This window comes from Planosporangium mesophilum, assembly GCF_016863255.1.
GTDB classification, from domain to species: domain Bacteria; phylum Actinomycetota; class Actinomycetes; order Mycobacteriales; family Micromonosporaceae; genus Planosporangium; species Planosporangium mesophilum.
This window is the reverse complement of sequence record NZ_BOON01000033.1, coordinates 39333-65608: the sequence shown is the minus strand read 5'-3', so window position 1 is coordinate 65608 and position 26276 is coordinate 39333. Positions and strand designations below refer to the sequence as shown.

Sequence of the window (26276 nt, the reverse complement as noted above, 5' to 3'; positions counted from 1 at the left end):
CCTATCCGTGCTGGGTGACTCTGGAAAGGACGCGCCCGGCGTACCCGAGCAGCCCCGCGGTCAGCGCGGCACACGCCACGAGTTGGGCGGCCACCGGGTCCACGTCCACCACGGCGGCCAGGGCGACCTCGATTCCGAGCGCCGCAGCAGCGGCCAGCGGGGTGACCAGGCTGGTACCGAAGGCCTGTAGCAGCAGCGCGACGAACAGCGCACCGCCGAGCGCGAGGAAGGCGGCGCATGACACCAGCGTCATCCAGTGCCGGGTCGGCCGGTCGGTGATCGCGGCGAACCCGGCCATGGCGGCGATCAGCAGCGCGGCCGCGGCCAGGTACCGGGTCGTCGCGGCGAGCAGCGCCCGTCGGGCACCGGCGGCGAACTCCTCCGGGTCGCGGGTGGTGCACAGCAGCCGGTCGGTCCGCCGCCGGTACCAGTAGAGATTCCACTCGGCGGCGCCCATGCTCACCGACAGCGGCGCCGCCAGCAGCGGTGCCAGGTACGAAAGCCGCCCCGTCAGCTGCGACGCCACGACTTCGAAGGTGAGCAGCCCGGCGGCGGCCAGGCCGAACAGCGCGGGTGGGACCGCGTCGCGCAGTTCGTGCCGGGCCGGCGACCGGCCGCCCGGGCCGGGGCGGGCGGTGCAGACCACGGCGCAGACCAGCGTCGCGGCCAGGGACGCGCCCAGCGCCCACCACACCGGCTGCGTGAGCCAGGCCGGTCGGCCCAGCAGCAGGAACCCCGTGCTGCCCAGCACGCCGGGCGCCAGGCAGAGCAGCAGCCAGCGGTTCCTGCCGCACACCAGCAGTACGGTCGCGGCGAGCAGGTACGTGCCCTGACCGGCCGCGAAGACCATCCCGGCGGTCGGTGCCGGTACCAGCGCCGCGCTGGTGGCCAGCGCCACCCACAGCACGCCCAGCGCGACGGCCGTCCCGGCCCGCAGGATCCACAGCGAGCCGGCCGGATCGAGTCGTCCCGCCCGGGCGTAGCCGAGGTGGGCCAGCGCCTGGCTCGACGCCCACGACACCAGCGTCGAGACCAGGAAGCCGACGAGGGTGGCGGTACCCGTCAGCAGCGGCGCCGCCACCGGAAAGCACACCGCGGGCGTCGCGTACAGCAGGCCGTGCACGACGTGCTCAGCCGGCCTGGTCCGCCACCGTTCCGGCAGTGCCGGGGGTTCGGCGGGCCGGCGTGGCACCCAGCCGTAGAGGTGCTCGGCGAGGGCGAACACGTCCGGGTACCCGTAGCGGGTACGCACCGCCTGGTCGCTGAGCCCCTCGGCCTCCAGCGCGGCCGCGATCTCCAGCGCGTCGACCGCCGACTCGCACACCGGTGTCATCCGGCGGCGCAGCTCGTCCATGCCGTCGGGTTGAAGCGGCGTCGCCGACGGCCGCGGGGGCGTATCGGTGAACGGCCTGCCGTTGACCGACAGGTACACGGCCCCGGCGCTCATCGAGCGCGCACCCCCAGCGCCATCTCCAGTGTTTCGGGGCCGCTGTCCCGCTCGTCGGGGTAGGTGGCCAGCAGCGGCCGGCCCGCGCCGAGCGAGCAGTAGATCTCGTCGAAGATGCCGATCGCCCGGTCCACCGTGAAGTACTGCAGCGCGCGCGCCCTGGCCTCCGTGCCGAGCCGCCGGCGCCGGTCGTCGTCACGCAACAGCTCCACGACGGCGTCCGCGATCGCCCGCGGGTCGCGGGGCGGCACGACCACCCCGGTCTCCGCGACCGCCTCCGCCACCCCGCCGACGTCGGTGGCCACGCAGACCCGCCCGCTCGTCATCGCCTCGATCACGGTGTACGGAAAGCCCTCGGAGATGCTGCACAGCACGACCACGTGCCCCGCGGCGTAGGCGTCGCGGATCTCGGCGACCCGGCCCTCGAAGGACACCGCCGCACCGATTCCGAGGTCGCCGGCGAGTTGCCTGCAGTGGTCCAGGTAGTCCTCCCGGCCCTTCGTCGCGCCGCCGAAGATCCGCAGCAGGGACCGCGGGATCTCGGAGTGGATCAGGGCGAACGCCCGGATCAGGGTCTCCAGGTCCTTGATCGGGTCGACCCTGCCGGCCCAGCTCACCGTGGGCACGCCGGGCTCGGATTCCACCGCCGGGAACTCCGCCGGGTCGACTCCGTTGTAGACGGTGCGGATAATCGTCGGGTCGGCGCCGAGCCGCTCCTCCCACCGTCTGTTGTAGACGTTGCCGGGGGCGATCATGTCCGCCTCCCGGTACGCGAGCGAGCACAGGCTGCGCAGGAACGACAGGTGGAGCGCCTTGACCGGCCAGCGGTACGGCCCGTCCCGGAAACCGAGGTAGCGCTCACGCAGGTAGATGCCGTGTTCGGTGAGGAGCAGGGGCGTGCCGTGCTCCCACTTCGCGGCGAGCGCCGGCAGGACCGCGAGCCCGTTGGCCACGCAGTGGGAGAGGTCGACGCGCACCGGTTCTGCGGACAGCGGGCTCAGCGAGCACTCCAGCAACTGGAGCGCGGTCAGCGCGTCGTACAGGGACGGCGGGTTCTTGACGGCGGCCGGCCAGGTGGTGCGCCACGCGTCGGTGAGCACGCGCACCGCGTCTTCGGCGCGGAAGGCGGCCCGGAGGTCCTCGCGCCGGGCGTACTCGAACAGTTCGCGCAGCACCACGCCGAAGCGCTGCGGTGCCTGCCTGGACGGGACCAGCAGGACCTCCAGCAGCTCCTCCAGGAGGGGTACGAACAGCCGGGCCGCCGGCCGGCCCGGCTTGCGCCGGACCGGCCGGGAACTCCACAGCGGTACCGTGACCACGGACCTGACGTTGTCCGGCAACTCCCAGGCCACCGGCTCGCTGCCGGTGGCGGCCAGGGCGACCAGGTGGAACTCGTGGTCGGACAGGCCACGGATGAGCTGGTCGCACCACACGCTCACCCCGCCGAAGCCGTGCGGGTACGTGCCCTCGGTCATCAACGCCACATCCATCGCCGGTCAGCCGCCCGCGGTCGTGCGATGCTGTGGCTGGCGGAGCGCCCGTGGCGGGGGTTGGACGGGGGAGGGCCCGGTGGCGGCCAGTCGGGGCAGCGTCGCCCTGCCGGCCGGGCTCGTGATCGTCACCGCGGCGCCGTTGACGGTGGCGGTCACCGGCGAACCGGCGGACCGTACCGTCAGCGGGATCGTGATCCTGAGCGACAGCAGCGGTTCCGAAGCCCTCCGGGCCGGCAACTTCAGGGTGGTGGCCGACGACCCGAGCGTCACGTACCCCGACTGCTCACCGGCGTACGCGCTGCCGAACGTGCGGGCCCAGCCGTCCGTGGTACCGGCGGGCGCCGTGACCGGGACGTTGGTACCGGCCGGTCCGGTCAGGGTCATGGTGTTGCCCTGGACGTAGCCGCTGACCGTGCGGGCGCTCAGCGTCTGTGCCCACACGGCCTGCCGTCGCAGCGCCGTCCCGGCGTCGGTCATGGTCTGGCTCACGACCGGGGTGTTGGTGGCGAACGTACGGCGGTAGGCCGCCAGGATGCCGCCGATGGCCTGCAGGGCCAGCCGGTCCTCGGTCAGGTTGGACTGGTGCATGTAGAACGGGCGCGGGTCGTTCGAGAGCACGTACCCGAGGGTGATCTGGACCTGCAGCGGCAGGATGTACTGCGACCATCCCGTGGCCGGGTCGAGCGGCGCGATGCAGGTGGTGGTGGTCGGGTTGGCCTCGCAGATGCCGCTGCCGCCGTCGGCCTTCGAGGTGTAGATCCAGTTGTACTCGGAGACCTCCTCCCTCGCCGTCGCCACGTTGAAGAACACGTTGATCGGATGGCGGGGTACGCCCAGCGCCGAACCGATCTGGCGCTGCGCCGGTTCGCGCGACGCGTCCAGCCCGAGCCAGCCGATGCCGTTCTGGGTTACGGCGTTGACGAAGTTGGGATTGTCCGCGGTCTGCTGCGGCAGGATCCTGGTGCCGGAGTGCTCACCGGAGACCAACTCGTTCGCCCGGATCGGCAGGCCGTTGGACCTGGCGAACTGGATGTTGGCGGCGATCTCGTTGTCGACCGTCGCCCGGTCGGTCCAGACGGTGTTGCCGGACGCGTCGGTGCGGCAACGCCACGGGATCACCGTGAAGTCCTGCACGCAGCCCAGGAACGGGTGTGAGTACGTGTGGTTGAGCCACCGGAACAGGGCCTTGTTGGCCAGGAGAGAGCCGGTGAGCGGGTCGGCGCTGCCGCCGGCCTGGACGCTGCCGTCGCCGTTGTACAGCAAGTCCAGCGTGTAGTTGTGCTGCACCTGCCAGGACGCCGCGTTGGTCACGTCGGCCGGCACCATCCGGATCGGCGTCGTCGCAGGTACGGCCGCGGCGCAGTCGCCCTCGCCCGGGGTGCACTTGCCGACGTCGCTCCAGCGGGAGTCGCTGCTGAAGATGTCGTCGATGTGGGTCGTGAAGTAGTTGCGCCAGTAACCCAGGTGCACGCCCTTGGTCACCCAGTCCACGATCCCGTGTGCGAGGGAGCGGTACTGCTGCTGGTAGTAGTTGTACGCGAAGGTGAGCACCAGTTGCTGGCGGCCGCCGCCGGTGTACACGCCGGCCAGCGTGCCGGTGCCGGTTGCGCCGGGTGCGGAGCCGGTCAGGTACGGCTCGAAGTGCGTGCCGGTGGTCGGGTTGTCGGGCAACGGCGTGGCGAGGTAGCCGTACGAGCCGTTGCCGCCCGGGCTGCCCTCGAACGTCACCGGACCGTTGAGGTACCGGAAGGCGTCGGAGCGGGCCGACGCGGTCGCGGTGGTGGTACTGCCGTCGAACGACCCGGCGTAGAACGGCGGGTTCAGGCCGACGCTCGCGCCCGGGTAGACGTAGGCGTCCACCTGTCGGACGTCGAAGGACTGTTCAAAGGCGACGATCGCTGCCTGCTCGGCCGCGGAGAGCCCGGGCGGCGCGTCGCTCGGCAGTACCACGCCCTGGAACTTGGCGCGCGGCGTGCCGCCGGCCAACGTGTCGGACAGGAACGCGCCGGTTATCACCGGTCGCGACGGGCTGGAGAGGTCGACGACCGTCGTCGGGACCCCCTCCGACGCCAGTTGCTGGCTGATGGCCTGCACCCACGGGGTCCCGTCGGTGACCACCAGGACGTTCAGGTCGATTCGCGGTGTGGCGGCCGCCGCCTGGCTCGACCCCGGCAGCGCCGTGACGCTGACAACGCAGACCAGTACGGCGATCAGGGATAATCGCATTCCTTGGGTCAATCTCACGTTATTCCCCTTCGGTGCGAAATACCTTCCGGTTGAAGTGCTCCAGTAAGAGCGGTCGGGAATTGTCAAAGCGCAATCAGCGCATCTACGGCGATGACGTCAAAGAGCCAAGAGCTCTGTTTCCCCAATGAGTGCGCCCTGTTCCGGCAAAGGCACACCACCACGGCCGAAAGGATGAAACGGTTCATCGGAGTTTGGTCGTCATGGCGGATCCGCAGGAGTGTCGTCGCATGCGAGAGCGCACCACGAATCCACCCTTCCCCCTCGGCTGTGCCTGCTGGCTGCTTGGTATGTGCCGTGTTGCGGGCTGTTCCCGCGGGAGGGTTTTGGTGAAATGTGGCGAGTGGCCCACCCCGCGTCAGTGACGCGGAGTCAGCATCGCAGAACGCACAGTTCCTGCACCGTCGTCGGACGCATAGACGACAGTGGGAACATTGGTGCCAAGTCTTAATTGACACGAGACGATGTGGTTGTTAGGCGATGAGGTGCCTGCCGCACATCGCCACCCGTGGGCCGGCCATCTCCATGCGATCATGTGTTCGAAAAGACATCCGCAACCAGGCGCAACGGCTACTTCGTGGCCGCTGGAATCGCGGTCGGGCCCGGGTGGGCCGGCGCCGTCCGCAACGGCCGGGTGATGTCGGACTCGGGCACGCATTGGTGCCTTCGGTCGATGCCGTTCGCCGTGTGGTGGAGAAGGAACGGGCTGATCGAACGATCCGTCGTTGCGCTTGTGGCAAACGGTCCGGTCTCCCGTGTCAGGACGACCCCGCCACCGGTCCACCGTAGGAGCGCCAGGCAAGGGCTGCGCGACCCTTTGCTCTGCTCCCGGATAGGCAGCACCTGTCGTCCCGCTACCGGTGTTGCCCGTACGGGAGCAGAGCAAAGCGCGCGGAAGCGCACGTCCTCCCCACCCATCACAACGCCGTCAGCACGGAGGGCGGTCGGGACGATCTCAGGCGGCTCACGCGGCATGCCACGCCTTCGGTCCAGGTAGGGACGCGATCAGTACGCGGTCGCCAAGAGGTGCGCCCACGTCTGGGTGAACCAGAGGTCACCGTCCACAATCAGCGGACGCATCCCGGTCGACGCGCCGCCGTCGAGCTCCTGCCGCAGTTCGTCGGAGATCCGGCGGCCGACGTCGCCAGGGGTACGGGCCTGTTCTAGCCAGGCGCCCAGGGGGCGCTCGACGTCGAAGACGTCGGACTCCCGTACGGTGGCCCCGTTCGAGGTGAGCAGCAGCCCGATGGCCTCGACGGTGAGCATCGCGCCATGGGACGGGTCGCGCAGCCGCTCCACCCGGTCGGGATCGCCGGGTAGCCCCGGCGGAACGACCAGGTCGGCGATCACGACCCGGCCGCCGCTCCTGCACACCCGTACCATCTCGGCGGCGACCTTCTCCGGCTCGGCAACCTGGTGCAGCGAGAACCTGGAGATCACGAGCGGGAACGAGCCGTCGAGGAAGGGCAGCCGCGTCGCGTCGCCCCGTTGGAAGACCACATTGGACAGGCCGTCGGCGCCCGCCCGTGCCTTGCCCGTCTCCAGCATCTCCGGGGTGACGTCGAGCGCTGTCACGTGCCGGGTTCGTACGGCGAGCGCGCGGGCGACCAACCCCGTGCCGCAGGCCACATCCAGGCAGACGTCGCCGGGGTCGGGCTGCGCGAAGTCGACCAGGCGCTGGAGATGAACGGTGAGGGCGGCGTTGAGACGCGCGTCCTCGAAGGTGCCGGCCTGCCGCGCGAACTCGCGCAGGATCAGCTCCCGGTGTACGGGGTCGGTCATCACATCACCGTCCGGTCCAGGTTCTGGGCTGCTTGGCGTTGAAGGCGCGGACGGCGGCCCGGAAGTCCTCGCTGCCGTACACCCGCGCGACGATGTCGTCGCCGTCGACGGCCGCGGCGGTGCTGCGGCGCAGCCGCCGGATCGCCTCCTTCGTCGCCCACATGGTCAGCGGGGCATGCCCGAGCAGACGGTCGACGGTCTGCCGGAGAGCCTCGTCGAGGTCCTCGGTGCACTCGGCCACGAATCCCGCGCCGTGCGCCTCCTGGCCGGAGTAGAGCCTCGCGTTGAGCAGCAGGTCCAGCGCACGGGCGGGACCGAGGTGGTGGACCAGCAGCGCGTACGTGGGCATCGACAGGCAGTTGCCCAACGTCCGGGCGACCGGGATCCCGAACCGCGCGTCGGGGGTCGCCAGTCGCAGGTCGCAGACGGCGGCGATGGCCAGGCCCCCGCCGACGCAGTACCCGCGGATCGCGGCGACCGTCGGTACGTCGACGTCCTCGAGCCGGTTCAGGACGCGGGAGATCCGCTCCTCGTACGCGACCCCGTCGGCGCCGCTGGTGAAGTCGGCGAACTGCGTGATGTCGGTACCCGCGACGAAGGCGTCCTCGCCGGCGCCGCGCAGGACGAGCACCCGCACCTCGTCGTCGGCGTCCGCGCGTTCGCACGCGGAGTACAGGCCGTCGTACATCGCCCAGGTCATCGCGTTGCGCTGCGCCGGCCGGTTGAAGGTCACGGTGAGGACCGGACCGTCGTGCTCCACGAGGATGTCGGGCACGGTCATTTCCCGTCCGCCGTGGCGGCGCCGGAGGCGATCAGGTGATCGATCTCGGGTTCGCTGCAGCCGGCGGCGAGCAGCACCTCCCGGGTGTGGGCACCGAGTACCGGCCCCGCGGCGGTGCGCCGCACGGGCGTCTCCGACAGCCGCATCGGCGAGCCGAGCTGGCGCACCGGCCCCACGGTCGGGTGCGCGGCGTCCCAGAAGAAGTCGCGGACCGCAAGGTGGGCGTCGGTGAACACCTCGCCGTAGTCCGCGATCGGGGCGCACGGCACGCCCGCCTCGTTGAGCCGTTCGACGATCTCCGCGGTACTTCTCCCGCTCGTCACGGTCTCGATCGTCTCGATCAGCTCCGCCCGGTTCTGCAGCCGGGAGAACGAGTCCGGGTAGCGCGGATCGGTCAGCAGCTCGGTCAGCCCGAGAGCCCCGCAGAACGCCTGCCAGTTGCGCGGCGTGATGGCCCCGATCGTCACGTACCCGTCGCTGCTACGCACCGCCTGGTACGGGGCCTGGCTCTGGTGAGCGGAGCCCAGCGGGCCGCCCACCTCACCGGTCGCGAAGTACTTTCCCGCCTCCCAGACGGCGAAGGACACCCCGGCCTCGAACAGGGAGACGTCGATGTACTGCCCCGCGCCGGAGCGGTCGCGTTCCCGCAGCGCCGCGGTGACGGCGAGCGCCAGGTAGAGCCCGCAGACCAGGTCGCAGATGGGTACGCCCACCTTCGCCGGTGGGCTGTCGGGGTGGCCGGTGATGCTCATCAGGCCGCTGCGCGCCTGCGCCATGATGTCCAACCCCGGCAGGCTCGCCAGCGGTCCGTCCTGGCCCCATCCCGAGGCGGAGGCGTACACCAGGCGCGGGTTGAGCTCCCGCAGCGCCTCGTGGCCGAGGCCGAGCCGGCCCATGGCGCCGGGCCGGAGGTTCTCGACGAGGACGTCGGCCCGCTCGACGAGGCGGAGGAACGCACGGCGCGCGTCGGGCGACTTGAGGTCCAGGGCGACCGAGCGCTTGTTCCGGTTGATGCGGACGAACGGCGAACTCTCCGTCCCGAGGAACGGGCCGGTCTGGCGTACCGGGTCCCCGCCGATCGAGTGCTCCACCTTGATGACGTCCGCGCCCAGGTCGGCCAGTTGCATGGTGGCGAACGGGGCCGCCATGAAGGCCCCGATCTCCAGCACGGTCACCCCGGTGAGCGGCGCTGTGCGTTCGGTCACCGTGCGAAGTTATCGATATAGTTCGTGACCATGCAACCGCTCGTTCTGGCGTACGGAGACCGGCAGCCGGAGATCGACGCCACCGCCTGGGTGGCGCCGGGCGCCACGGTCATCGGATCGGTACGGCTGGCTGCCCGGGCGAGCGTCTGGTACGGCAGCGTGCTGCGCGCGGACACCGAAGAGATCAGCATCGGTACCGGCAGCAACATCCAGGACGGTTGCGTCGTGCACGCCGATCCGGACTTCCCGACCACGGTCGGCTCCGGCGTCTCCGTCGGGCACCGCGCCGTGCTGCACGGCTGCACCATCGGCGACGACGTCTTGATCGGCATGGGTGCCGTGGTGCTCAACGGGGCCCGGATCGGCTCCGGCTCGCTGGTCGCGGCCGGCGCGGTCGTCCTCGAGGGGACGGAGGTCCCGCCGGGTTCCCTGGTCGCGGGGGTGCCCGCGCGGGTACGGCGTGAGCTGTCCGAGCAGGAGCGGGCGGACCTCGTACGCAACGCCGACGGCTACGCCGACCGGGCCCGAACCCACGCCGGGCTCACCACCGACGCGTCAGCCGGCGACGCGGTCCGCGTCCGATGAGCGGTTGACGTTGAGCACGTCGGCGAGGTTCTCGGCGGCCTGACGCAGCAGCGGCACGGCCCGCTCGACCACCTCCGGGGTCATGCGCGGCGCCGGCCCGGAGACGGAGACGGCGAGACGGTTCGAGGTGCCGAGCAGGGACACGGCCACGCAGCGCACGCCGATCTCCTGCTCGCCGTCGTCGACGGCGTACCCCTGAGCCCGTACCCGGTCGATCTCCTCGGCGAACCGGGCCGGCTCGGTGATCGTGTGCTCGGTATGCGCCGGCATCCCGCTGCGCCCGAGCAGCGCCTGGACGTCGCTCGGCGGAAGGTGGGCGAGCATGGCCTTGCCGACGGCGGTGCAGTGCGGGTACACGCGCCGCCCGACCTCGGTGAACATCCGCATCGACTGCTTGGACTGGACCTGGGCCACGTACACCACCCGGTCGCCGTCGAGCATCGCGAGGTTCGCGCTCTCCCCGAGCGCGTCGACCAACGCCGCGAGGTACGGCCGGGACCAGGTGCCGAGCAGGCGGCTCGCGCTCTCCCCGAGCCGGATCAGCCGGGGACCCAGCGAGTACTGCCGGGACGGCTCCTGCCGGACGTAGCCGAGGTCGACCAGGGTACGGACCAGCCGGTGGATCGTCGGCAGGGCGAGCCCCGACTCCTGGGCGAGCCTGGACAACCCGATCACGCCGCCGGCGTCCGCCATCACTTCGAGCAGGTCGAAGGCTCGTTCCAGGGACTGGACGCCGCCGGACGCCCGGGCGTGCGGCTGTGCCCCGGCGGCAGCCAGGCCCGTGTTCGACTCGCTCACTCAGTCCTCCTCGTACCCCGGCCGGGCCGGGGGAGCGCCACCATTCCGTGACGCTTTTTCCGCATCGCAGAAGTCTAGCCGCAGCCGTCAAAAGCGACGCTCAGCTCGTCGCCAACGCCTGGCGGACGAGTTCGAGCGGATGCCAGGCGACCCGCTCCGTACCGTGCCGGATCTGCTGGCGGCAGGACACGCCCGTGGCGGCCACGACGGTGTCGGCCGGCTCCGCCCGTACGGCCGGGAAGAGCCGGTCGTTGCCGACCGCCATCGACAGCTCGTAGTGCTCGGACTCGAACCCGAACGAGCCCGCCATGCCGCAGCAGCCGGCGTCGAGCTCGACGACCTCGACGCCGGGGATGCGGCGCAGCAACGCCACCGTCGCGGCCGTACCGACCTCCGCCTTCTGGTGGCAGTGCCCGTGGTAGACGATCCGTCGCCCGGACAGCGGCGACCCGCCCAGCCGCAGCCGGCCGGCGTCCAGCGCTTCGAGCAGGAGTTCCTCGACCTGGCGTACCCGGCCGGAGACGTCGGCCACGCACGCGTCGTCGGGCAGCAGTTGGCGGTGTTCGTCGCGCAGGGTGAGGATGCACGACGGCTCGCAGCCGACGATCGGGGACCCGGGCTCCGTGGCGCGCGCCAGCCTGGCCGCCAGCGCCCCCGCCTTGTGTTTCGCGTCGTCGAGCAGGCCCTTGGAGAAGCTGGCCCGACCGCAGCAGCCCCCGCTCTCCAGCCGTACCCGCCAGCCGGCGGCCTCCAGCAGCTCCACCGCGGCCCGGCCGATCTGCGGCTCGGTGAAGGTGGTGAAGGAGTCGGCGAGGAACGTCACCTCACCCCGCCCGGTCGGCGCGCTCCGGCCGCGGAACCAGCGGACCAGGTTCTGCCGGTGGAAGGTGGGCAGTGGGCGGCCCGACGCGATGCCGCCCCCGCGGTCCATCAGCCGGCGCAGCGGCCGGATACGGCCGGGCAGGTTGGACAGCGGAGCGGTCGCCGAGCCGAGGCGGTTGAGCGCGCGGATGGCGCCGAACACGCGCGAGCGCAGCGGTACGCCGTGGGCGTCGTGGTGGTGCGCGAGCGCCTCGGCCTTGAGCGACGCCATGTCGACCCCGAGCGGGCACTCGCTCTTGCAGGCCTTGCACATCAGGCACAGGTCGAGGATCCCGTGCAGCCGCTCGTCGCCCAGCGCCGCCGCGGGGTCGGGCTCGGACAGCGCCTTGACCAGCGCATTGGCCCGTCCCCGGGTGGCGTGCTCCTCCTGCCGGGTGGCCATGTACGACGGGCACATGGCGCCGGTCCCGCTCTTGCGGCACAGCCCGATGTTCATGCACCGGTCGGCCGCCCCGCGCGCGCCGCCGACGACCTCGAAGCTCAGCCGGGTCCGGATCGCCGGAGCCGGGGGGAGCGCGGCGTCGCGAAGGTTGTCGGTCATCGGCGGCGCGTCGACTATCTTGCCCGGGTTCATGCGGTTGTCCGGGTCGAAGATCCGCTTGACGGTCCGCATCGCCTCGTACAGCTCGTCGCCGAAGATCTCCCGGTTGAACTCGCTGCGCGCCAGGCCGTCGCCGTGCTCGCTGGAGTTGACCCCGCCGTACTCCCGGACCAGGTCCTTGATCTCCTCGGCCACGCCGCGCATCGCGTGGACCTGCTCCGGCCGGCTCACGTCCACGAACGGCCGGATGTGCAGGCAGCCGACCGAGCAGTGCCCGTAGAAGCCGGCGTTGAGTTGGTGGCGGTCCAGGACCTCCTTGAACCGCTTCGTGTAGTCGGCGAGGTGCATCGGATCGACCGCGGTGTCCTCGACGAAGGCCAGCGGGCGCAGGGTGCCGGTACTGGCCGCCATGAGCAGGCCGAGGCTGGACTTGCGTACCTTGAGCAGGGCGGCCTGCTGCTGCGGCGTCTCGGCGCGCAGGGTGTGGTACCCGTGCCCGTGCCGGCTCCACAGGCCGACCAGGCGGTCGAGCCGGCCGATCAGTTCGCGCTCGTCGTCCCCGCTGAACGAGACGAAGAGCAGGGCTTCCGGGTCGCCTTCGAGGATCCGCCCGAGGTCGGCGTACTCGATCTTCTGGCGGGACAGGTCGAGGATCGTCCGGTCCATCATCTCGACGGCCGCCGGGTCGCAGGCCAGGGCGTCCTCGGTCGCCTCGATGGCGGCGAGGGTCGAGGTGAAGTGTCCGACCGCGATCACCGTGCGGCGCGGCTTGGGTACGAGGTCCACGAGCGCCTCGGTCGCGATCACCAGGGTTCCCTCGGACCCGACGACGAACGGCGCCAGGTTGAAGCCGGGATCGCCGGCGAGCCGGTCGAGCCGGTACCCGCAGGCCCGCCGCCAGTACGGGGGGTAGCCGTCGGCGATCGCCGACGCGGAGGTCTCCAGCAGTCGCGGCAGCTCCCGGTAGAGGCGCCCCTCGAGGGTCTGCGCGCCGGCCCGGCGGCTGCGCTCGTCCGCGTCCAGCGGCGCGAAACGGGCGGTCGAGGCGTCGGAGAGGACGACGTCGAGTTCCCGGATGTGGTCGATCGTCATCCCGTACCGGACCGACCCGCTGCCGGCGGAGTTGTTGCCGAGCATTCCGCCGATGGTGGCACGGTTGCTGGTCGAGGTGTCCGGCCCGAACATCAGACCGTGCGGCGCGGCCGCCCGGTTGAGCTGGTCCTGGACGACGCCGGGCTGCACCCGCGCCACCCGCGCCTGCGGGTCGAGCTCCACGATGCGGTGCAGGTGCCGCGACAGGTCGAGGACCAGGCCTCCTCCGACGGTCTGGCCGGCCAGGCTGGTGCCACCGCCGCGCGGGAGCACCGGTACGCCGTACGTGCCGGCCAGCGCGACGGCCGCGGCGACGTCGTCCGCGTGCCGTGGGAACACCACGCCGAGGGGCTCGATCGCGTACATGCTCGCGTCGCGGGAGAACAGATGGCGCGTGTACGGGTCGAACGCGACCTCGCCGTCGAGCGCGCGCCCGAGGTCGTGGGCGAGCGCCTCATTCTCGCTGGTGGTCACTGCCGCCTCCTACCGATTCATGATCACGAAGTTTTCCGTGCCGTGACCCGGAAGAATCTCCGTGATCAGGGGAGGGACGGCGGGCGTTGCAGGTACTCCAGGGCGGCGTTGATGCCCGTCGGGTCGATCGGTACGCCGGCCGCCACCAGGCCCATCTGCACCCCGGCCAGCGTGCCGGCGAGCATCAGGTCGTTGAAGTCACCCAGGTGGCCGATCCGGAAGATCCGGCCGGCGAGCCTGCCCAGGCCGGCGCCGAGCGACATGTTGTACCGGTCCAGGATGAGGCTACGGATCTTGTCCGCGTCGTACCCGTCCGGGACGACAACGGCGGTCAGCGATCCGGAGTGCTCGCGCTCGTCCACGCACAGCACCTCCAGGCCCCAGCCGCGCACCGCCAACCGGGTCGCCTCGGCGTGCCGCTGGTGGCGGGCGTACACGTTGGACAGACCTTCCTCGTGGAGCATGCGCAGCGCCTCGCGCAGCCCGTACAGCAGGTTGGTGGCCGGGGTGTACGGGAAGAAGCCGCGCCGGTTCGCCTCGATGATCGGCTGCCAGTCCCAGAAGGACCTCGGCAGCCGTGCCGTCGTCGACGCCTCCAGCGCCTTCGCGCTGACGGCGTTGAAGCTCAGGCCGGGCGGGAGCATGAGCCCCTTCTGCGACCCCGCCACGGTGACGTCGACGCCCCACGCGTCGTGCCGGTACTCGATGGAGCCCAGGGACGAGATCGTGTCCACGAGCAGCAGCGCCGGATGGCCGGTCGAGTCGATCGCCTCCCGTACCTCCGCGATCCGGCTGGTCACCCCGGTCGAGGTCTCGTTGTGCACGACGAGGACGGCCTTGACGGCGTGGCCGGGGTCGGCGCGGAGCTTGTCGGCGACCTGCTGCGGGTCGACGCCGTGCCGCCAGTCACCGGGTACGAAGTCGACCTCGAGGCCGAGCCGGCGCGCCATCTCCTGCCACAACGTCGCGAAGTGGCCGGTCTCGAAGCACACCACCCGGTCGCCGGGGCTCAGGGTGTTGACCAGCGCGGCCTCCCAGGCGCCGGTACCCGACGCCGGGTAGGTGACGACCGGCTGCGTGGTGCCGAACACCGGCTTGAGGGCGTCGAGGACCTCCAGGCCGAGCTCGGCGAAGTGCGGGCCGCGGTGGTCGATGGTCGGTGCCGCCATGGCGCGCAGCACCCGGTCCGGCGTGTTGGTGGGGCCCGGGATCTGGAGGAAGTGACGACCGGTCGCACTCATGCAGCGGCCACCTCTCGGCTCATGAACTCCGCTATGCGGAAGCTTTCTACCGCATTACGGAGACCGTAGCAACGGGTGAGGCTCGTGTCCGCCCCGCAGGTGAACGGTGATCGTACCCATCGATAGATCTTGACTCGTCGATGTGACGTAGCACATACTCCCCAGAACGAAATTTCGGTTTCACATCGTGGAACAGCTGCGCGTCAGTGCCTCCGTCCCGCTCCCCCCGGACCCCCGCTACGGGAGGCTTCGATGTCGGTAGAACTCATCTCGATACTCGTCCTCGCCCTCATCTTCCTGATAGCGACGGTGCGACCGATCAACCTCGGTGCGCTCGCGATCGTCGCCGCCTTCATCCTCGGCGTCTCGGTACTCGAGGGAAAAGATCTCGGTGACCGGACTGACGCCGTCTTCGCCGGCTTCCCCGGCGATCTGTTCGTCATCCTCGTCGGCGTCACGTACCTGTTCGCCATCGCGAAGGCCAACGGCACGGTCGACTGGCTCGTGCGGGTCGCCATCCGTGCGGTACAGGGCCGCATCGGTCTGATCCCCTGGGTGATGTTCCTGGTCACGGCCTGCCTCACGGCCATCGGCGCCGTGGTCCCGGCCTCGGTCGCGATCATCGCCCCGATCGGGATGGGCTTCGCGGTCCGGTACAAGATCAATCCCCTGATGATGGGTCTGTTGATCATCAATGGTGCCAGCGCCGGTGGCTTCTCGCCGATCAGCATCTTCGGCGGCATCACCAACGGCGTCGTGGAGAAGGCCGGGCTTCCCGGCAACCCCACCCTGCTCTTCCTGGCCTCGTTCCTGTTCAACCTCGCGATCAGCATCGTGGCCTTCCTGATGTGGGGCGGCCGCGACCTGCTCCGCCGCCGCGTCACCGACACCGACACCGACACCGCTGCGACCGCCTCCACCAGGGACGACGCCGGTACGGAGCCGGCCAGCGACCCCGCGACGGAGGCGGCCTCGGACTCCGGCGTCAGCCTGGGCACGCCTTCGGCGGCCTCCGGCGCGGGTGGCGGCTCGGCCGGCTCCGGCTCGACCGGCGCGGCCGTCCTGGCGCCGGCCGCCGGGCCGTCGACGGGTACCGCCGTTCAGGCCCCGCTCGCGCTGGACCGCGACCGCGGCCTGACCCTGGTCGGCCTGCTCGGGCTGGCCGTCGCCGCCCTCTTCTTCGACCTCAACGTCGGCCTGGTCGCGGTGACCGTGGCCGCGGTCCTCACCCTGCTCTCGCCCGAGTCGGCCAAGAACGCGGTCAACCACGTCGCCTGGCCCACCGTGCTGCTGGTCTGCGGCATCGTCATGTACGTCGGCGTCATGCAGAGCATCGGCACGATCGACTGGCTCGGCAAGGAGGTCGCAGGAGTCGGCGCCCCGCTGCTGGCCGCGATCGTCATCTGCTTCATCGGGGGAGCGGTGTCGGCGTTCGCCTCGACGACCGGCATCCTCGGCGCGCTCATCCCGTTGGCCGTACCATTCCTCACCGGCAACAACGCCGTCGGCGCGGTCGGCCTGATCACCGCCCTGGCGCTCTCGTCGTCGATCGTCGACTCCAGCCCCTTCTCGACCAGTGGCGCGCTCACCGTCGCGAACGCGCCGGAGGAGCGGCGGGACTACGTCTACAAGGGACTGATGCGGTGGGGCTTCAGCATGGTGGTGCTCGTCCCCATCGCCACCTGGCTCATCTTCGTGGTGCCGGGCTGGCTGTAGCTCCGTCGGTAGCAGGGGGACGGGACCGTCCCCCTGCTGCCCGCAGCCGCCGACGGCGCCACGTCACGCCCCGTCGTGACGTGGCTCTCATCGACTCCGACGCTGTCCCGGGAATGCTTCGCATTGCGAACTAGTTGATCTCGGCGTTCAGCAGTACAGCGGAGGAGAGGCCTGCATGGCGACCACACCGGCAGCCGGTACCCAGGCGACCACACCGGAGGGCGGCACCCGGGCCGCCGTCGGCTTCCGGTCCGACCGCGGTCCGGTGCTCGCCGCGATCATGCTCTGTACCGGCCTGGTCGCCCTCGACTCCACGATCATCGCCACCGCGGTGCCGTCCATCGTGCGCGACCTGGGCGGTTTCTCCCAGTTCCCCTGGCTGTTCTCGATCTACCTGCTCACTCAGGCGGTCACCGTGCCGCTGTACGGCAAGTTCGCCGACTCGCTGGGCCGCAAGCCGGTGATGTTCTTCGGTATCGCGCTGTTCCTGCTGGGTTCGATCCTGTGCGGCGTCGCCTGGAGCATGCCGGTCCTGATCATCGCGCGGGCGGTCCAGGGCATCGGCGCCGGCGCGGTCCAGCCGATCAGCATGACGATGGTCGGCGACCTCTACACCGTCGAGGAGCGCGCCCGGGTCCAGGGATACCTGGCCAGCGTGTGGGGCATCTCCGCGGTGGTCGGCCCCACTCTCGGCGGGGTGTTCTCCGAGTACGTGTCGTGGCGGTGGATCTTCTTCGTCAACCTGCCGCTCGGGGCGGCCGCGGCGTGGGTACTGGCCCGCCGGTTCGTCGAGCGGGTGGAGCGCCGCAAGCACCGGGTGGACTTCGCCGGCGCCGCGGTGCTCACCGGCGGACTGTCCCTGATCATCCTCGGCCTCCTCGAAGGGGGCGTGGCGTGGTCGTGGGTCTCGACCCGCAGCCTCGTGATCTTCGTGATCGGCGCCGTCCTGCTCGTCGCGTTCGTCGTCATCGAGCGCCGTGCCGCCGAGCCCGTACTGCCGCTGTGGGTGTTCAGCCGCCGCATCCTCGCCGGCGGCAACCTCGCCTCCCTGGTCGTCGGCGCGCTGACCATCGGGCTGAGCTCGTACCTGCCGACCTACGCCGAAGGCGTGCTCGGCACGAGCGCGCTCGTCGCCGGGTTCGCTCTGGCCGCGATGACCGTCGGCTGGCCGATCGCGGCGAGTCAGGCCGGGCGACTTTACCTGCGGGTCGGTTTCCGGGACACCGCGCTGATCGGCAGCGTCTTCGTCATCGGCGGGGCCGTGCTGATCGCGCTGCTGGGAGCGGGCTCGGCGATCCTGGCGGTCGCCGGGTCGGCCTTCGTCGTCGGCATCGGGCTCGGCCTGGCCGCCAGCCCGACGCTGGTCGCCGTGCAGTCCGTGGTCGGGTGGGACCGCCGGGGCGTGGTCACCGGCGCGAACATGTTCAGCCGCTCGCTCGGCAGCGCCGTCGGCGCCGCGATCTTCGGAGCGATCGCCAACGCCACCCTGGCCTCGCGTTTCGCCCACCCGCCGGCGGCGATCGCCGGGCAACTGCCCCGCAACGCCGACGCCGGCAGCCTCCTGCTCGGCGGGCACGCCAACTCGGCGGCTCCGGCGGTGGGCGAGTACGTCCGGACCTCGCTGTACTACGCCACCCACCACGTCTTCCTGTCGCTGGTGGTGTGCGGGGTGCTCGGCGTGGGCGCGCTGCTGCTGATGCCGCGACGCAGCGAGCCGCTGACATTCGACTAGGGGCGAACAGCCACGGTCGGGATGGAGAAGACGCACCAGACGGCCTTGCCGTGCTGGGTGGGCCGGGTACCCCACCGGTCGGCGAGATGGGCGACGAGCTGGAGGCCGCGCCCGTGTTCGTCTTCGGGGGTGGGCCGCAGTTTGCGGGGCAGGAACGGCGCGGCGTCGTAGACCTCGAGGACGACGTGCGCCGCGGTGCGGCGCATTCGCAGCTCGATGGGGGGCCGACCGTACACGACGGCGTTGGTGACGAGTTCGCTGACCAGCAGCACGATCTCCCGGGCGCGGGTCTCCGGGAGTCCCCAGTCGCGCAGGGTGGTGGCGGCGAACCGGCGGGCCTCGTGAACGGCGCGCTCCTCCGCGGTGACGTGTTGGATCACCGACCTGGTCAACTGCGGCTGGCCGGTCACCTGGGCGAGCAGGACGGCGATGTCGTCGTCGGGGCCGTCGGGCAGCAGCGCGCCGACGAGGGCGTCGGGAACGTCGTCGAGCGGCGCGGCGACCTTCGTGAGCTGGGTGGCCAGGGCGTCGATGCCGGCGTCGAGGTCGCTGTCGCGCCGCTCGACCAGACCGTCCGTGTACAGCGCCAGCAGCGCGCCGGACGGCAGGTCGAGCTGTTCCTCGGTGAGGGTGTGTGGCCCGGTGCCCAGGGGAGGACCGGCCGCGCCGGTCAGCCGGCGCGCCGACCCGTCGGGCATCACGAGCACCGGCGGCAGGTGCCCGGCGTTGGCGTAGGTGAGGGTGCCGTCGCCGGGGTCGTAGACGGCGTACAGGCACGTGACGATCTGGTCCTCGCTCAGGTCGCGGACGACCCCGTCGAGGAACTCCAGCACGTCCCCGGGCGGCAGGTCCAGCCGCGCGTACGCGCGTACCGCCGCCCGCAACTGCCCCATGACGGCGGCGGCGCGTACCCCTCGGCCCATCACGTCGCCCATCACCAGCGCGGTACGGTCGGCGCCCAGCTCGATGACGTCGTACCAGTCGCCGCCGACCTGGGTACCCTCCACCCCGGCCTGGTAGTAGGTGGCGACGTCGAGCTGATCCGGGTCGAAGCGGTGCGCCGGGAGCAGGCTGCGCTGCAGCTCGTCGGCGATGCGGTGCTCGCGGGCGGCCGCCTCCTGGGCGGCGGCCGCGGCGGCCAGGGCCTGCTCGGCGGCGCGCTGCTCGGTGATGTCCTGGATACTGCCGCGCAGCCGGGCCGGCCGGCCGTCGGCATCGCAATCGAGTTCACCGATCGCGCGGTGCAGCCGCACCGTCCCGTCGGGGTTGATGAGCCGTACCTCGATGTCGACGGGTTCGCCCCGCACCCCCGCCTCGACCGCGGCGCGGAGCCGTTCGGCGTCGTCGGGGTGCACGCGCCGCTGGACGGCTCTGTCGAATCCGCCGGTACGCAGATCATCGGCGCTGAGGTGGAGCTGGCGGACGTACTCGTCGGATCCCACCATCGCGCCGGTCGCCAGGTCCAGCTCCCAGCTGCCGACCGCCGCCAGCCGCTGCGCCTGGTCGAGCAGCTTCCGGCTGCGCTCCAGTTCGGTTCGGGCCCGCCGGGCCCGGTCGAGCTCCAGGTTGGCCCGTACCCGGGCGAGCAGCTCGCGGGCGGAGAACGGCTTGACCAGGTAGTCGTCCGCCCCGGCTTCCAGACCCTCGACGGTCGCACCGTCACCGGCCCGCGCCGAGACCATCACCACCGGGATGAGCGTGGTCGCCGGATTCGCCCGCAGGGCGGCCAGCAGCCCGAACCCGTCGAGGTCGGGCATCATGACGTCGGTCAGTACGAGGTCCGGCGGGTCGGCCAGGATCTTGCGCAGGGCGGCTTGGCCGTCCGGTGCGGTGTCGACCCGGTACTGGTCGACGAGTAGCGAAGCGATGTAGGTCCGCATGTCGGCGTTGTCGTCGGCGACCAGTACCCGCGGCCGGTCGCCGTCCGTGCCCGCTGATCCCGCCACCGCGGCGCCGGACGCGGGGACTTCCGCGTCCACCGGTTCGAGCCAGCGCATCGCCTCGCTCAGGAACCGTTCGGCATGCCGGTTCGACGCGGGCGTGGCCGGAACCGGTCGGGCGAACGACCGGCGCTCGGGGCCACGGCGGATCCGCACGGTGAAGGTGCTGCCCTCACCCGGCGTGCTCCGCACGGTGGCCGTCCCGTCGTGCAGCCGGGCCAGTTCGGCGACGAGCGCGAGGCCGATGCCCGACCCCTCGTGGGTACGGGACCGGGCTCCGGTGACGCGGTGGAAGCGTTCGAACACCCGGGCCTGGTCCGCCGGTTCGATCCCGACGCCGGTGTCGACGACGACCAGTTCGGCGCTGTCGCGGGTATGGCCCAGGCGTACGGTGATGCCCCCGGTGAAGGTGAACTTCAACGCGTTGGACAGCAGATTCAGTACGATCTTGGCCCACATGTCGCGGTCGGCGTGGACCGGCTCGCCCAGCGGAGGGCAGTCGACGGTGAGCGTCAGCCCGGCCCGCTCGATCGCGGGGCGGAACGTCTCGACCAGCTCGGCGGTGTAGCGGGCCAGGTCGAGCGGCTCGAACCGCGGCGTGGTCGTCCCCGACTCCAGCCGGGAGAAGTCGAGCAGCGTGTTGACGAGCCCGAGCAGCCGCTGCGCGTTGCGGTGGACGAGCTCGACCCGGGACCGCTGTACCGCCGGCAGCGGGTTGTCCGGGTCGGTGAGCGCGTCCTCGGCGGGCCCGAGCAGCAGTGTGAGCGGGGTGCGGAACTCGTGGCTGACGTTGGTGAAGAACGTCGTCTTCGCCCGGTCCAGCTCCGCGAGGGCCTCGGCGCGCCGGCGTTCCTCCTCGTACGCGCGGGCGTTGGCGATGCCGGCGGCGAGCTGCCCGGCGATCAGATCGAGGTATCCGAGGTAGCCCTCGTCCAGCGGCCGGTACGGGTTGATCCCGGCCACCAGGAAGCCGTACGGTTCGGTCTTTCCCCGCTGGGTCAGTGGCACCACCCGCGCCTTCGTGGGTGGCGCGCTCCAGGCGCCGGTCGGCAGGGCCGGAAACCGCTCGTCGAGGTCGGTGACCGTGACGGCGCGTCCCTGCGCGAGGACGGCGGCGGGCCAGGGCTGGTCGGGCGCGGAGGGGTCGATGGCGGCCGGCGCGGCCGGGTGCCCGGCCGGGGCGCCGGTCGCGACCGCCAACCGCGCTGTCGCGGCGTCGTCGTCGAACAGGTACAGCAGGGTGAACGGCAGTGACTTCGCGGCGGCGCCCAGGTGCCGCTCGGCGGCCGCGAACACCTGCGACTCGGTCCGCACGGTCGCCAGCTCCGAGCCGAGGTCGCGAAGCGTCGCCATCCGGCGCTCGCTGACGACCCGTACGGTGTCCTCGCTGACCACGCAGAGCATGCCGGCGATCCGGCCGGTGTCGTCGGCGATCGGGCTGTAGGAGAAGGTGTGGTAGGTCTCCTCCGCGTAGCCGCTGCGCTCGAGGAACAGCATCAGGGCCTCGTCCCAGGTCGCGGCCCCGGTGCTCAGCACACCCTCGATCCGCGGGCTGATCTCCGGCCAGATCTCCGCCCACACCTCGCGCGCCGGCTGGCCCAGCGCCCACGGGTACTTCTTGCCGAGGGTGGCGCGCCGGTAGGCGTCGTTGCAGAAGAACGTGAGGTCCGGGCCCCAGGCCAGCCACATGGCGAAGCGTGAGCTCAACATGATCCGCAGCGCGGTCCGCAGGCTCTGCGGCCAGGAGCTCGGCTGCCCGAGCGGGGTGGCGGCCCAGTCCACCGACAGCAGGTCCCGGCCGACGTCGCCCGCGGCGAGAAGCATGCGGCGAACGTCCGCGTCGTCGACTCCGGTCGCCGGGTCGCCGCCCTCGTTCGTGCCAGCCATCCGGTCGCTCCCGTCAGTGTGCCGAGTTGTCCGGCACAATGGCCGTAGGGACCGGAGCCGCGCCGACCAGCCTACAGTCGGATGGCCGGTCTGCCGAAGGCGGCGGAGTTCGTGATGATCATGACGTTCCGGGATACCGGTATTTCCGGCCGGGTCAGTCCGACGCGGGTACCCAGGTGACCGTCAGCTCCTCCTGGGTGGCGAAGCGTACGAGGTGGCGGGTGATGACGTCCTCGATCCCCGCGACCGCCTCGACGTCGTCGGCCGTGGCGGTCATGTCCAGGTGGCCGGCGGCGGGGGTGAGGACGCACTCGCCACCACGGAGCGCGATCCGGCCGCTGCCGTCCTCGGCGAGCTCGGTGGGGACCTTGTGGCTCATGTGCGAGACCAGCTGCTTGATGTAGCGGCCCGGCCGGTCCGTCGTGACGCGGGCGGTTGTCGAATATGCCATTGAATCCTCCGGTTGGTACATCTCAGTGCCGGTTTTCAGCGACGCCGGCCCTCCTCCGCGCCGCCGGCACGACCAGGGGAGTACCGCTCTCCGGGTCGTCGATCACCCGGCACTCCAGGCCGAAGACCGCCTCGATCAGGTCCGCCGTCACGACCTCCCCGGGCGCGCCCTCGGCCACCACCCGACCGTCGCGCATCGCGATGAGGTGGGTGGCGTACCGGGCCGCGTGGTTGAGATCATGCAGCACGGCGACCAGGGTACGACCTTGATCTGCGTGCAGTCGCGCGCAGAGGTCGAGGACGTCCAACTGGTGGGCGATGTCGAGGTACGTCGTCGGCTCGTCCAGGAGCAGGAGCGGGGTCTCCTGCGCGAGCGCCATCGCGATCCACACCCGCTGCCGTTGGCCGCCCGACAGCTCGTCGACGTACGTGTCGGCCAGGTCGGCCACGCCGGTCGCGGCCATCGACGCGGCGACGACGCGCTCGTCGGCCGGCGACCACTGGCGCAGCAGGCTCTGGTGCGGGTACCGGCCCCGCGCGACCAGCTCGGCGACGGTGATGCCGTCGGGCGCGATCGGCGACTGGGGCAGCAGGCCGAGCGTACGGGCCACGTCCCGGGCCGGTAGCGAGTGGATGTCGCGCCCGTCCAGCAGCACGGTTCCGGACCTCGGCTTCAGGGTGCGCGACAGGGCCCGCAGCAGGGTGGACTTCCCACAGGCGTTCGGGCCGATGATGACCGTGAACGACCGGTCCGGTACGGCGACGGTCAGCTCCTCGGCAACCGTGCGCCGCTCGTACGCGAGGGTCAGCCGGTCCGCGCTCAGCCTGCTCATATTCGTCCTCTCCTGCGCTGCGTGGCCAGCAGCCACCCCAGGTACACACCGCCGAGCAGCCCGGTCATCACGCCGACCGGTAGCTGGTGCCCCGGTGCCAGCCGCTGCCCGGCCAGGTCCGCCGCCACGAGGAGGGCCGCGCCCATGGCCAGCGACGGCAGCAGGTTCGGGCCGGGGCTGCGGGTCAACCGCCGGGCGAGCTGCGGCGCGGTCAGCGCGACGAAGGCGACCGGGCCGCAGGCCGTGGCGGCGAACGCGCTCAGCAGCACGGCGGCGGCCAGCAGGACCAGGCGCAGCCGCTCGACCCGTACCCCCAGCGCGTGCGCCGCGTCGTCACCGAGCTCCAGCGTCCGCAGCCCCCGGCCGCAGCCGAGCAGCACCACCGGCACGGTGACGGCCATGGCCGCGAGCAGCGGTGCGACGTCACCCCAGCCGCGCCCGTCCAGGCTGCCGGCCAGCCACAGCATGGCCCGGGTCGCGTCGGTGATGTTGGCGCGGGTGAGCAGGTACCCGTTGACACCGGTCAGGATCGCGGCGGCGCCGATGCCGATCAGGATCAGCCGGTACCCGTGCAGGCCGCCCCGCCGGGCGAGGGCGTAGATCGCCGCGCCGGTGACGAGGCTCCCGGTCGCGGCGCCGGCCGCCACGGCCAGGGCGCCGCCGCCGGCGACCACGATCGCGGTCAGCGCGCCGGTCGCCGCACCTTGGGTGAGGCCCAGCACGTCGGGGCTGCCCAGCGGGTTGCGGACGAGGGACTGGAAGATCGCGCCGGACAGCGCGAGCGCCGCGCCCGCCACCAGCGCCGTGACGACGCGGGGCAGCCGTACCTCACCGACGATGAAGGCGTCGGCGGGTGAGCCCGCTCCGGCGAGGGTACGCAGGACGTCGGCCGGCCCCATCGGATAGTCGCCGCTGCCGATGGCGAGCACCCCGACCGCGAGGGCGACCAGGGCGCACGCCGTCCCCACGGCCAGCGCGCGCGGCCGGTAGCGCAGCGACGACCCGCCGGAGGTGCGCAGGACGGTCACGCGGCCACCAGCCGCGCGCGCCGCACGACCGCCAGGAAGAACGCGCCGCCCAGCACCGCGGTGACGACGCCTCCCGGTACCTCGCCGGGCCGGGCGACGGTGCGCCCGAGTACGTCGGCGCCGAGCAGCGCCAGCGGCGCGAGCACCGCGCAGTACGGCAGCAGCCAGCGCAGGTCGGGGCCGGTCAGTGGGCGTACCAGGTGCGGCACCATCAGCCCGACGAAGATGATCGGCCCGCACGCCGCGGTCGCCGCGCCGCACAGGAGCGTGACGGCGGCGACGGCCCAGGCACGGGTACGGGTGGGGCGCGCGCCCAGCGCCCGCGCGGAGTCGTCGCCGAGCATCAGCACGTTCAGCGGGCGTGCCAGTACGGCGGTGAGCAGCACGCCGGCCGCGATGAACGGGGCGACCGCGGCAACGGTCGAAGGCTGCGCGGCGGCGAGGGAGCCGACCGTCCAGAACCGCATCCGGTCCAGCGAGGCGGTGTCGAGCAGTTGTACCGCGGTGACGTACGCGTACAGCGCCGCGTTGACCGCCGTCCCGGCCAGCGCCAGCCGGACCGGGGTGGCCCCGCGCCCGCCGCCGACGGCCCAGACGAGCACCGACACCAGTGCCGCCCCCGCGAACGCGAACCACACGTAGCCGCTCAGTGACGTGATGCCGAGGAGACCGATCGCGGTGACGACGGCGGCCGCGGCTCCCGCGTTGACGCCCAGCAGGCCGGGGTCGGCCAGCGGATTGCGCGTCAGGGCCTGCATCAGACCGCCCGCGAGGCCGAGCGCGGCGCCGGCCAGCAGCCCCAGCAGGGTGCGCGGCAGCCGCATCTGGTGCACCACGGTGTAGCCGGCGGCGGACTCGTCGACGAGCCCGCGCCACGCATCGCTGAGCGTGAGCTGCCGAGCGCCGAGGGCCAGGCTCAACGCGACGGCGGCGAGCAGGAGCAGCAGCGCGGCGAGCAGTCCCGCGGCGCGATGGGACTTGGTGAGGGACACGTATCGAACTCCGATGTGGACCGACAACGCTTGACACGTTCGGATTAGGTAAGGCTAACCTTAGTTGACGTGGGCGCCGGAGTCACGGCCCCGAAGCCACTGAATCGATCCCGGAAGAGGGAGGCACCGTCATGCCCGAACACCTTCGCCTGTCCCGGCGCGGCCTGTTATCCACCGCCGGCGCGCTCGGCCTGGGTGCGCTGATGACGGCCTGCGGCGGAGGCAGAGCTTCGGGCGACGGCTCCTGGTCATTCACCGACGACCGCGGCCAGCAGGCGACCGCGGCCGGCCGACCGCAACGCGTCGTCGCCTACGTCGGCTCGGCCGCGGCCCTGCGGGACTTCGGGGCCGGCGACCGGATCGCCGGCGTCTTCGGCCCCACGAAACGCGCCGACGGCAGGCCCGACCCGCTCGCCGGCGACCTCGACGTGGACAAGCTCACGGTCCTGGGCAACGCCTGGGGCGAGTTCAGCCTCGAGAGGTACGCGGCCCTGCGCCCCGAACTGCTCGTCACGAACATGTACCAGCCGGGCGCCCTGTGGTTCGTGCCGGACAACAGCAAGGACAAGATCCTGGCCCTGGCCCCGAGCGTCGCGTTCACCGTCGCCAAGGTCTCCCTGCCGAAGGTGATCCAGCGCTATGCCGATCTCGCCGCGGCCCTCGGCGCGGACCTCGAGGCCGCGCGCGTCACCGAGGCCAAGGCGCGTTTCGACCGCGCGAGCGAGACGCTGCGCACGGCGGCCGCGGCGGCCGGCGGCCTCACGGTCATGGCCGCCTCCGCCAGCGCCGACCTGCTCTACGTCTCCGACCCCGACGTGTACGCGGACCTGAGCTACTTCCGCGAACTCGGGGTCGACTTCGTCGTCCCGACCAACGTCACCGGTGGCTTCTTCGAGAATCTGAGCTGGGAGAACGCCGACAGGTACCGGGCCGACCTGATCCTGCTCGACAGCCGTACCGCCGCCCTGCAGCCGCCGGACCTGGTCGCCAAGCCGACCTGGTCGAACCTGCCCGCCGTCAAGGCCGGCCAGGTCGTCCCCTGGCTGAGCGAACCCCGCTTCAGCCACGCCGGCTGCGCGCCGCTCGTGGAGGCCCTCGCCACGGCGCTGCGGAGCGCCCGGAAGGTGGCATGA

The 26276-nt window shown here is 71.7% G+C and carries 18 protein-coding genes; 4 read left to right on the top strand and 14 right to left on the bottom strand.

Annotated elements, in window-relative coordinates:
* Position 1: 1 nt before the first annotated feature.
* The 6 genes from Pme01_RS18050 to Pme01_RS18025 form a co-directional block, all read right to left on the bottom strand.
* Positions 2-1447 carry a hypothetical protein gene (locus Pme01_RS18050; protein WP_168116893.1) on the bottom strand — a complete coding sequence of 482 codons (1446 nt, stop codon included), beginning with the start codon at positions 1445-1447 and terminating at the stop codon, positions 2-4.
* Positions 1444-2937 (bottom strand): GT4 family glycosyltransferase PelF, encoded by a 1494-nt coding sequence (pelF, locus tag Pme01_RS18045; RefSeq protein ID WP_168116894.1) that lies wholly within the window; start codon positions 2935-2937, stop codon positions 1444-1446. Before pelF ends, Pme01_RS18050 begins: the two co-directional genes overlap by 4 nt.
* Before the next feature lie 6 nt (positions 2938-2943).
* Positions 2944-5166, bottom strand: coding sequence for a hypothetical protein (locus Pme01_RS18040; protein WP_168116895.1), 2223 nt, complete (start codon positions 5164-5166; stop codon positions 2944-2946).
* A 1023-nt stretch (positions 5167-6189) separates the two neighbouring features.
* On the bottom strand, positions 6190-6966 hold the full coding sequence (locus Pme01_RS18035) for a class I SAM-dependent methyltransferase (RefSeq protein ID WP_168116896.1): 777 nt from the start codon (positions 6964-6966) through the stop codon (positions 6190-6192).
* Positions 6967-6970: 4 nt separating this feature from the next.
* Positions 6971-7747 (bottom strand): enoyl-CoA hydratase/isomerase family protein, encoded by a 777-nt coding sequence (locus tag Pme01_RS18030; RefSeq protein WP_168116897.1) that lies wholly within the window; start codon positions 7745-7747, stop codon positions 6971-6973.
* Positions 7744-8952: a CaiB/BaiF CoA transferase family protein gene (locus tag Pme01_RS18025; protein ID WP_168116898.1), complete on the bottom strand. Its 1209-nt coding sequence runs from the start codon at positions 8950-8952 to the stop codon at positions 7744-7746. The genes Pme01_RS18030 and Pme01_RS18025 overlap by 4 nt, the downstream gene beginning before the upstream one ends.
* A gap of 30 nt (positions 8953-8982) precedes the next feature.
* Between Pme01_RS18025 and Pme01_RS18020 the strand changes: the two genes are divergently transcribed.
* The gene (locus Pme01_RS18020) at positions 8983-9537 is read left to right on the top strand and encodes a gamma carbonic anhydrase family protein (RefSeq protein ID WP_168116899.1); all 555 of its coding nucleotides are present in this window, start codon (positions 8983-8985) and stop codon (positions 9535-9537) included.
* Here Pme01_RS18020 and Pme01_RS18015 read toward each other — a convergent pair.
* The 3 genes from Pme01_RS18015 to Pme01_RS18005 all read right to left on the bottom strand — a co-directional run bounded on the left by Pme01_RS18015 (position 9508) and on the right by Pme01_RS18005 (position 14565).
* Positions 9508-10335, bottom strand: coding sequence for an IclR family transcriptional regulator (locus Pme01_RS18015; protein WP_275408541.1), 828 nt, complete (start codon positions 10333-10335; stop codon positions 9508-9510). The two genes, Pme01_RS18020 and Pme01_RS18015, sit on opposite strands and share 30 nt — an antisense overlap.
* Before the next feature lie 100 nt (positions 10336-10435).
* Entirely contained in the window at positions 10436-13324 is a 2889-nt protein-coding gene (locus Pme01_RS18010) for an FAD-binding and (Fe-S)-binding domain-containing protein (RefSeq protein WP_203935719.1), read from the bottom strand.
* Between the two features lie 65 nt (positions 13325-13389).
* Complete coding sequence (locus Pme01_RS18005) at positions 13390-14565, bottom strand: pyridoxal-phosphate-dependent aminotransferase family protein (RefSeq protein ID WP_168116900.1); 1176 nt, start codon at positions 14563-14565, stop codon at positions 13390-13392.
* Positions 14566-14817: 252 nt separating this feature from the next.
* Between Pme01_RS18005 and Pme01_RS18000 the strand changes: the two genes are divergently transcribed.
* Positions 14818-16281 (top strand): SLC13 family permease, encoded by a 1464-nt coding sequence (locus Pme01_RS18000; protein WP_168116901.1) that lies wholly within the window; start codon positions 14818-14820, stop codon positions 16279-16281.
* Positions 16282-16456: 175 nt separating this feature from the next.
* Entirely contained in the window at positions 16457-18013 is a 1557-nt protein-coding gene (locus Pme01_RS17995) for an MDR family MFS transporter (protein ID WP_168116902.1), read from the top strand.
* Here Pme01_RS17995 and Pme01_RS17990 read toward each other — a convergent pair.
* The 5 genes from Pme01_RS17990 to Pme01_RS17970 all read right to left on the bottom strand — a co-directional run bounded on the left by Pme01_RS17990 (position 18010) and on the right by Pme01_RS17970 (position 25143).
* Positions 18010-21840, bottom strand: a complete 3831-nt coding sequence (locus Pme01_RS17990) for a SpoIIE family protein phosphatase (RefSeq protein ID WP_168116903.1) — start codon at positions 21838-21840, stop codon at positions 18010-18012. The two genes, Pme01_RS17995 and Pme01_RS17990, sit on opposite strands and share 4 nt — an antisense overlap.
* A gap of 154 nt (positions 21841-21994) precedes the next feature.
* On the bottom strand, positions 21995-22291 hold the full coding sequence (locus Pme01_RS17985) for a DUF2218 domain-containing protein (RefSeq protein WP_168116904.1): 297 nt from the start codon (positions 22289-22291) through the stop codon (positions 21995-21997).
* A gap of 22 nt (positions 22292-22313) precedes the next feature.
* A complete protein-coding gene (locus Pme01_RS17980; protein ID WP_168116905.1) occupies positions 22314-23123 on the bottom strand; it encodes an ABC transporter ATP-binding protein in 810 nt (269 codons plus the stop codon).
* On the bottom strand, positions 23120-24151 hold the full coding sequence (locus tag Pme01_RS17975; protein WP_168116906.1) for a FecCD family ABC transporter permease: 1032 nt from the start codon (positions 24149-24151) through the stop codon (positions 23120-23122). The genes Pme01_RS17980 and Pme01_RS17975 overlap by 4 nt, the downstream gene beginning before the upstream one ends.
* Positions 24148-25143 (bottom strand): FecCD family ABC transporter permease, encoded by a 996-nt coding sequence (locus Pme01_RS17970; protein WP_239088302.1) that lies wholly within the window; start codon positions 25141-25143, stop codon positions 24148-24150. The genes Pme01_RS17975 and Pme01_RS17970 overlap by 4 nt, the downstream gene beginning before the upstream one ends.
* 131 nt (positions 25144-25274) lie before the next feature.
* Here Pme01_RS17970 and Pme01_RS17965 point away from each other — a divergent pair, with 131 nt between their 5' ends.
* Positions 25275-26276, top strand: a complete 1002-nt coding sequence (locus Pme01_RS17965; protein WP_168116907.1) for an ABC transporter substrate-binding protein — start codon at positions 25275-25277, stop codon at positions 26274-26276.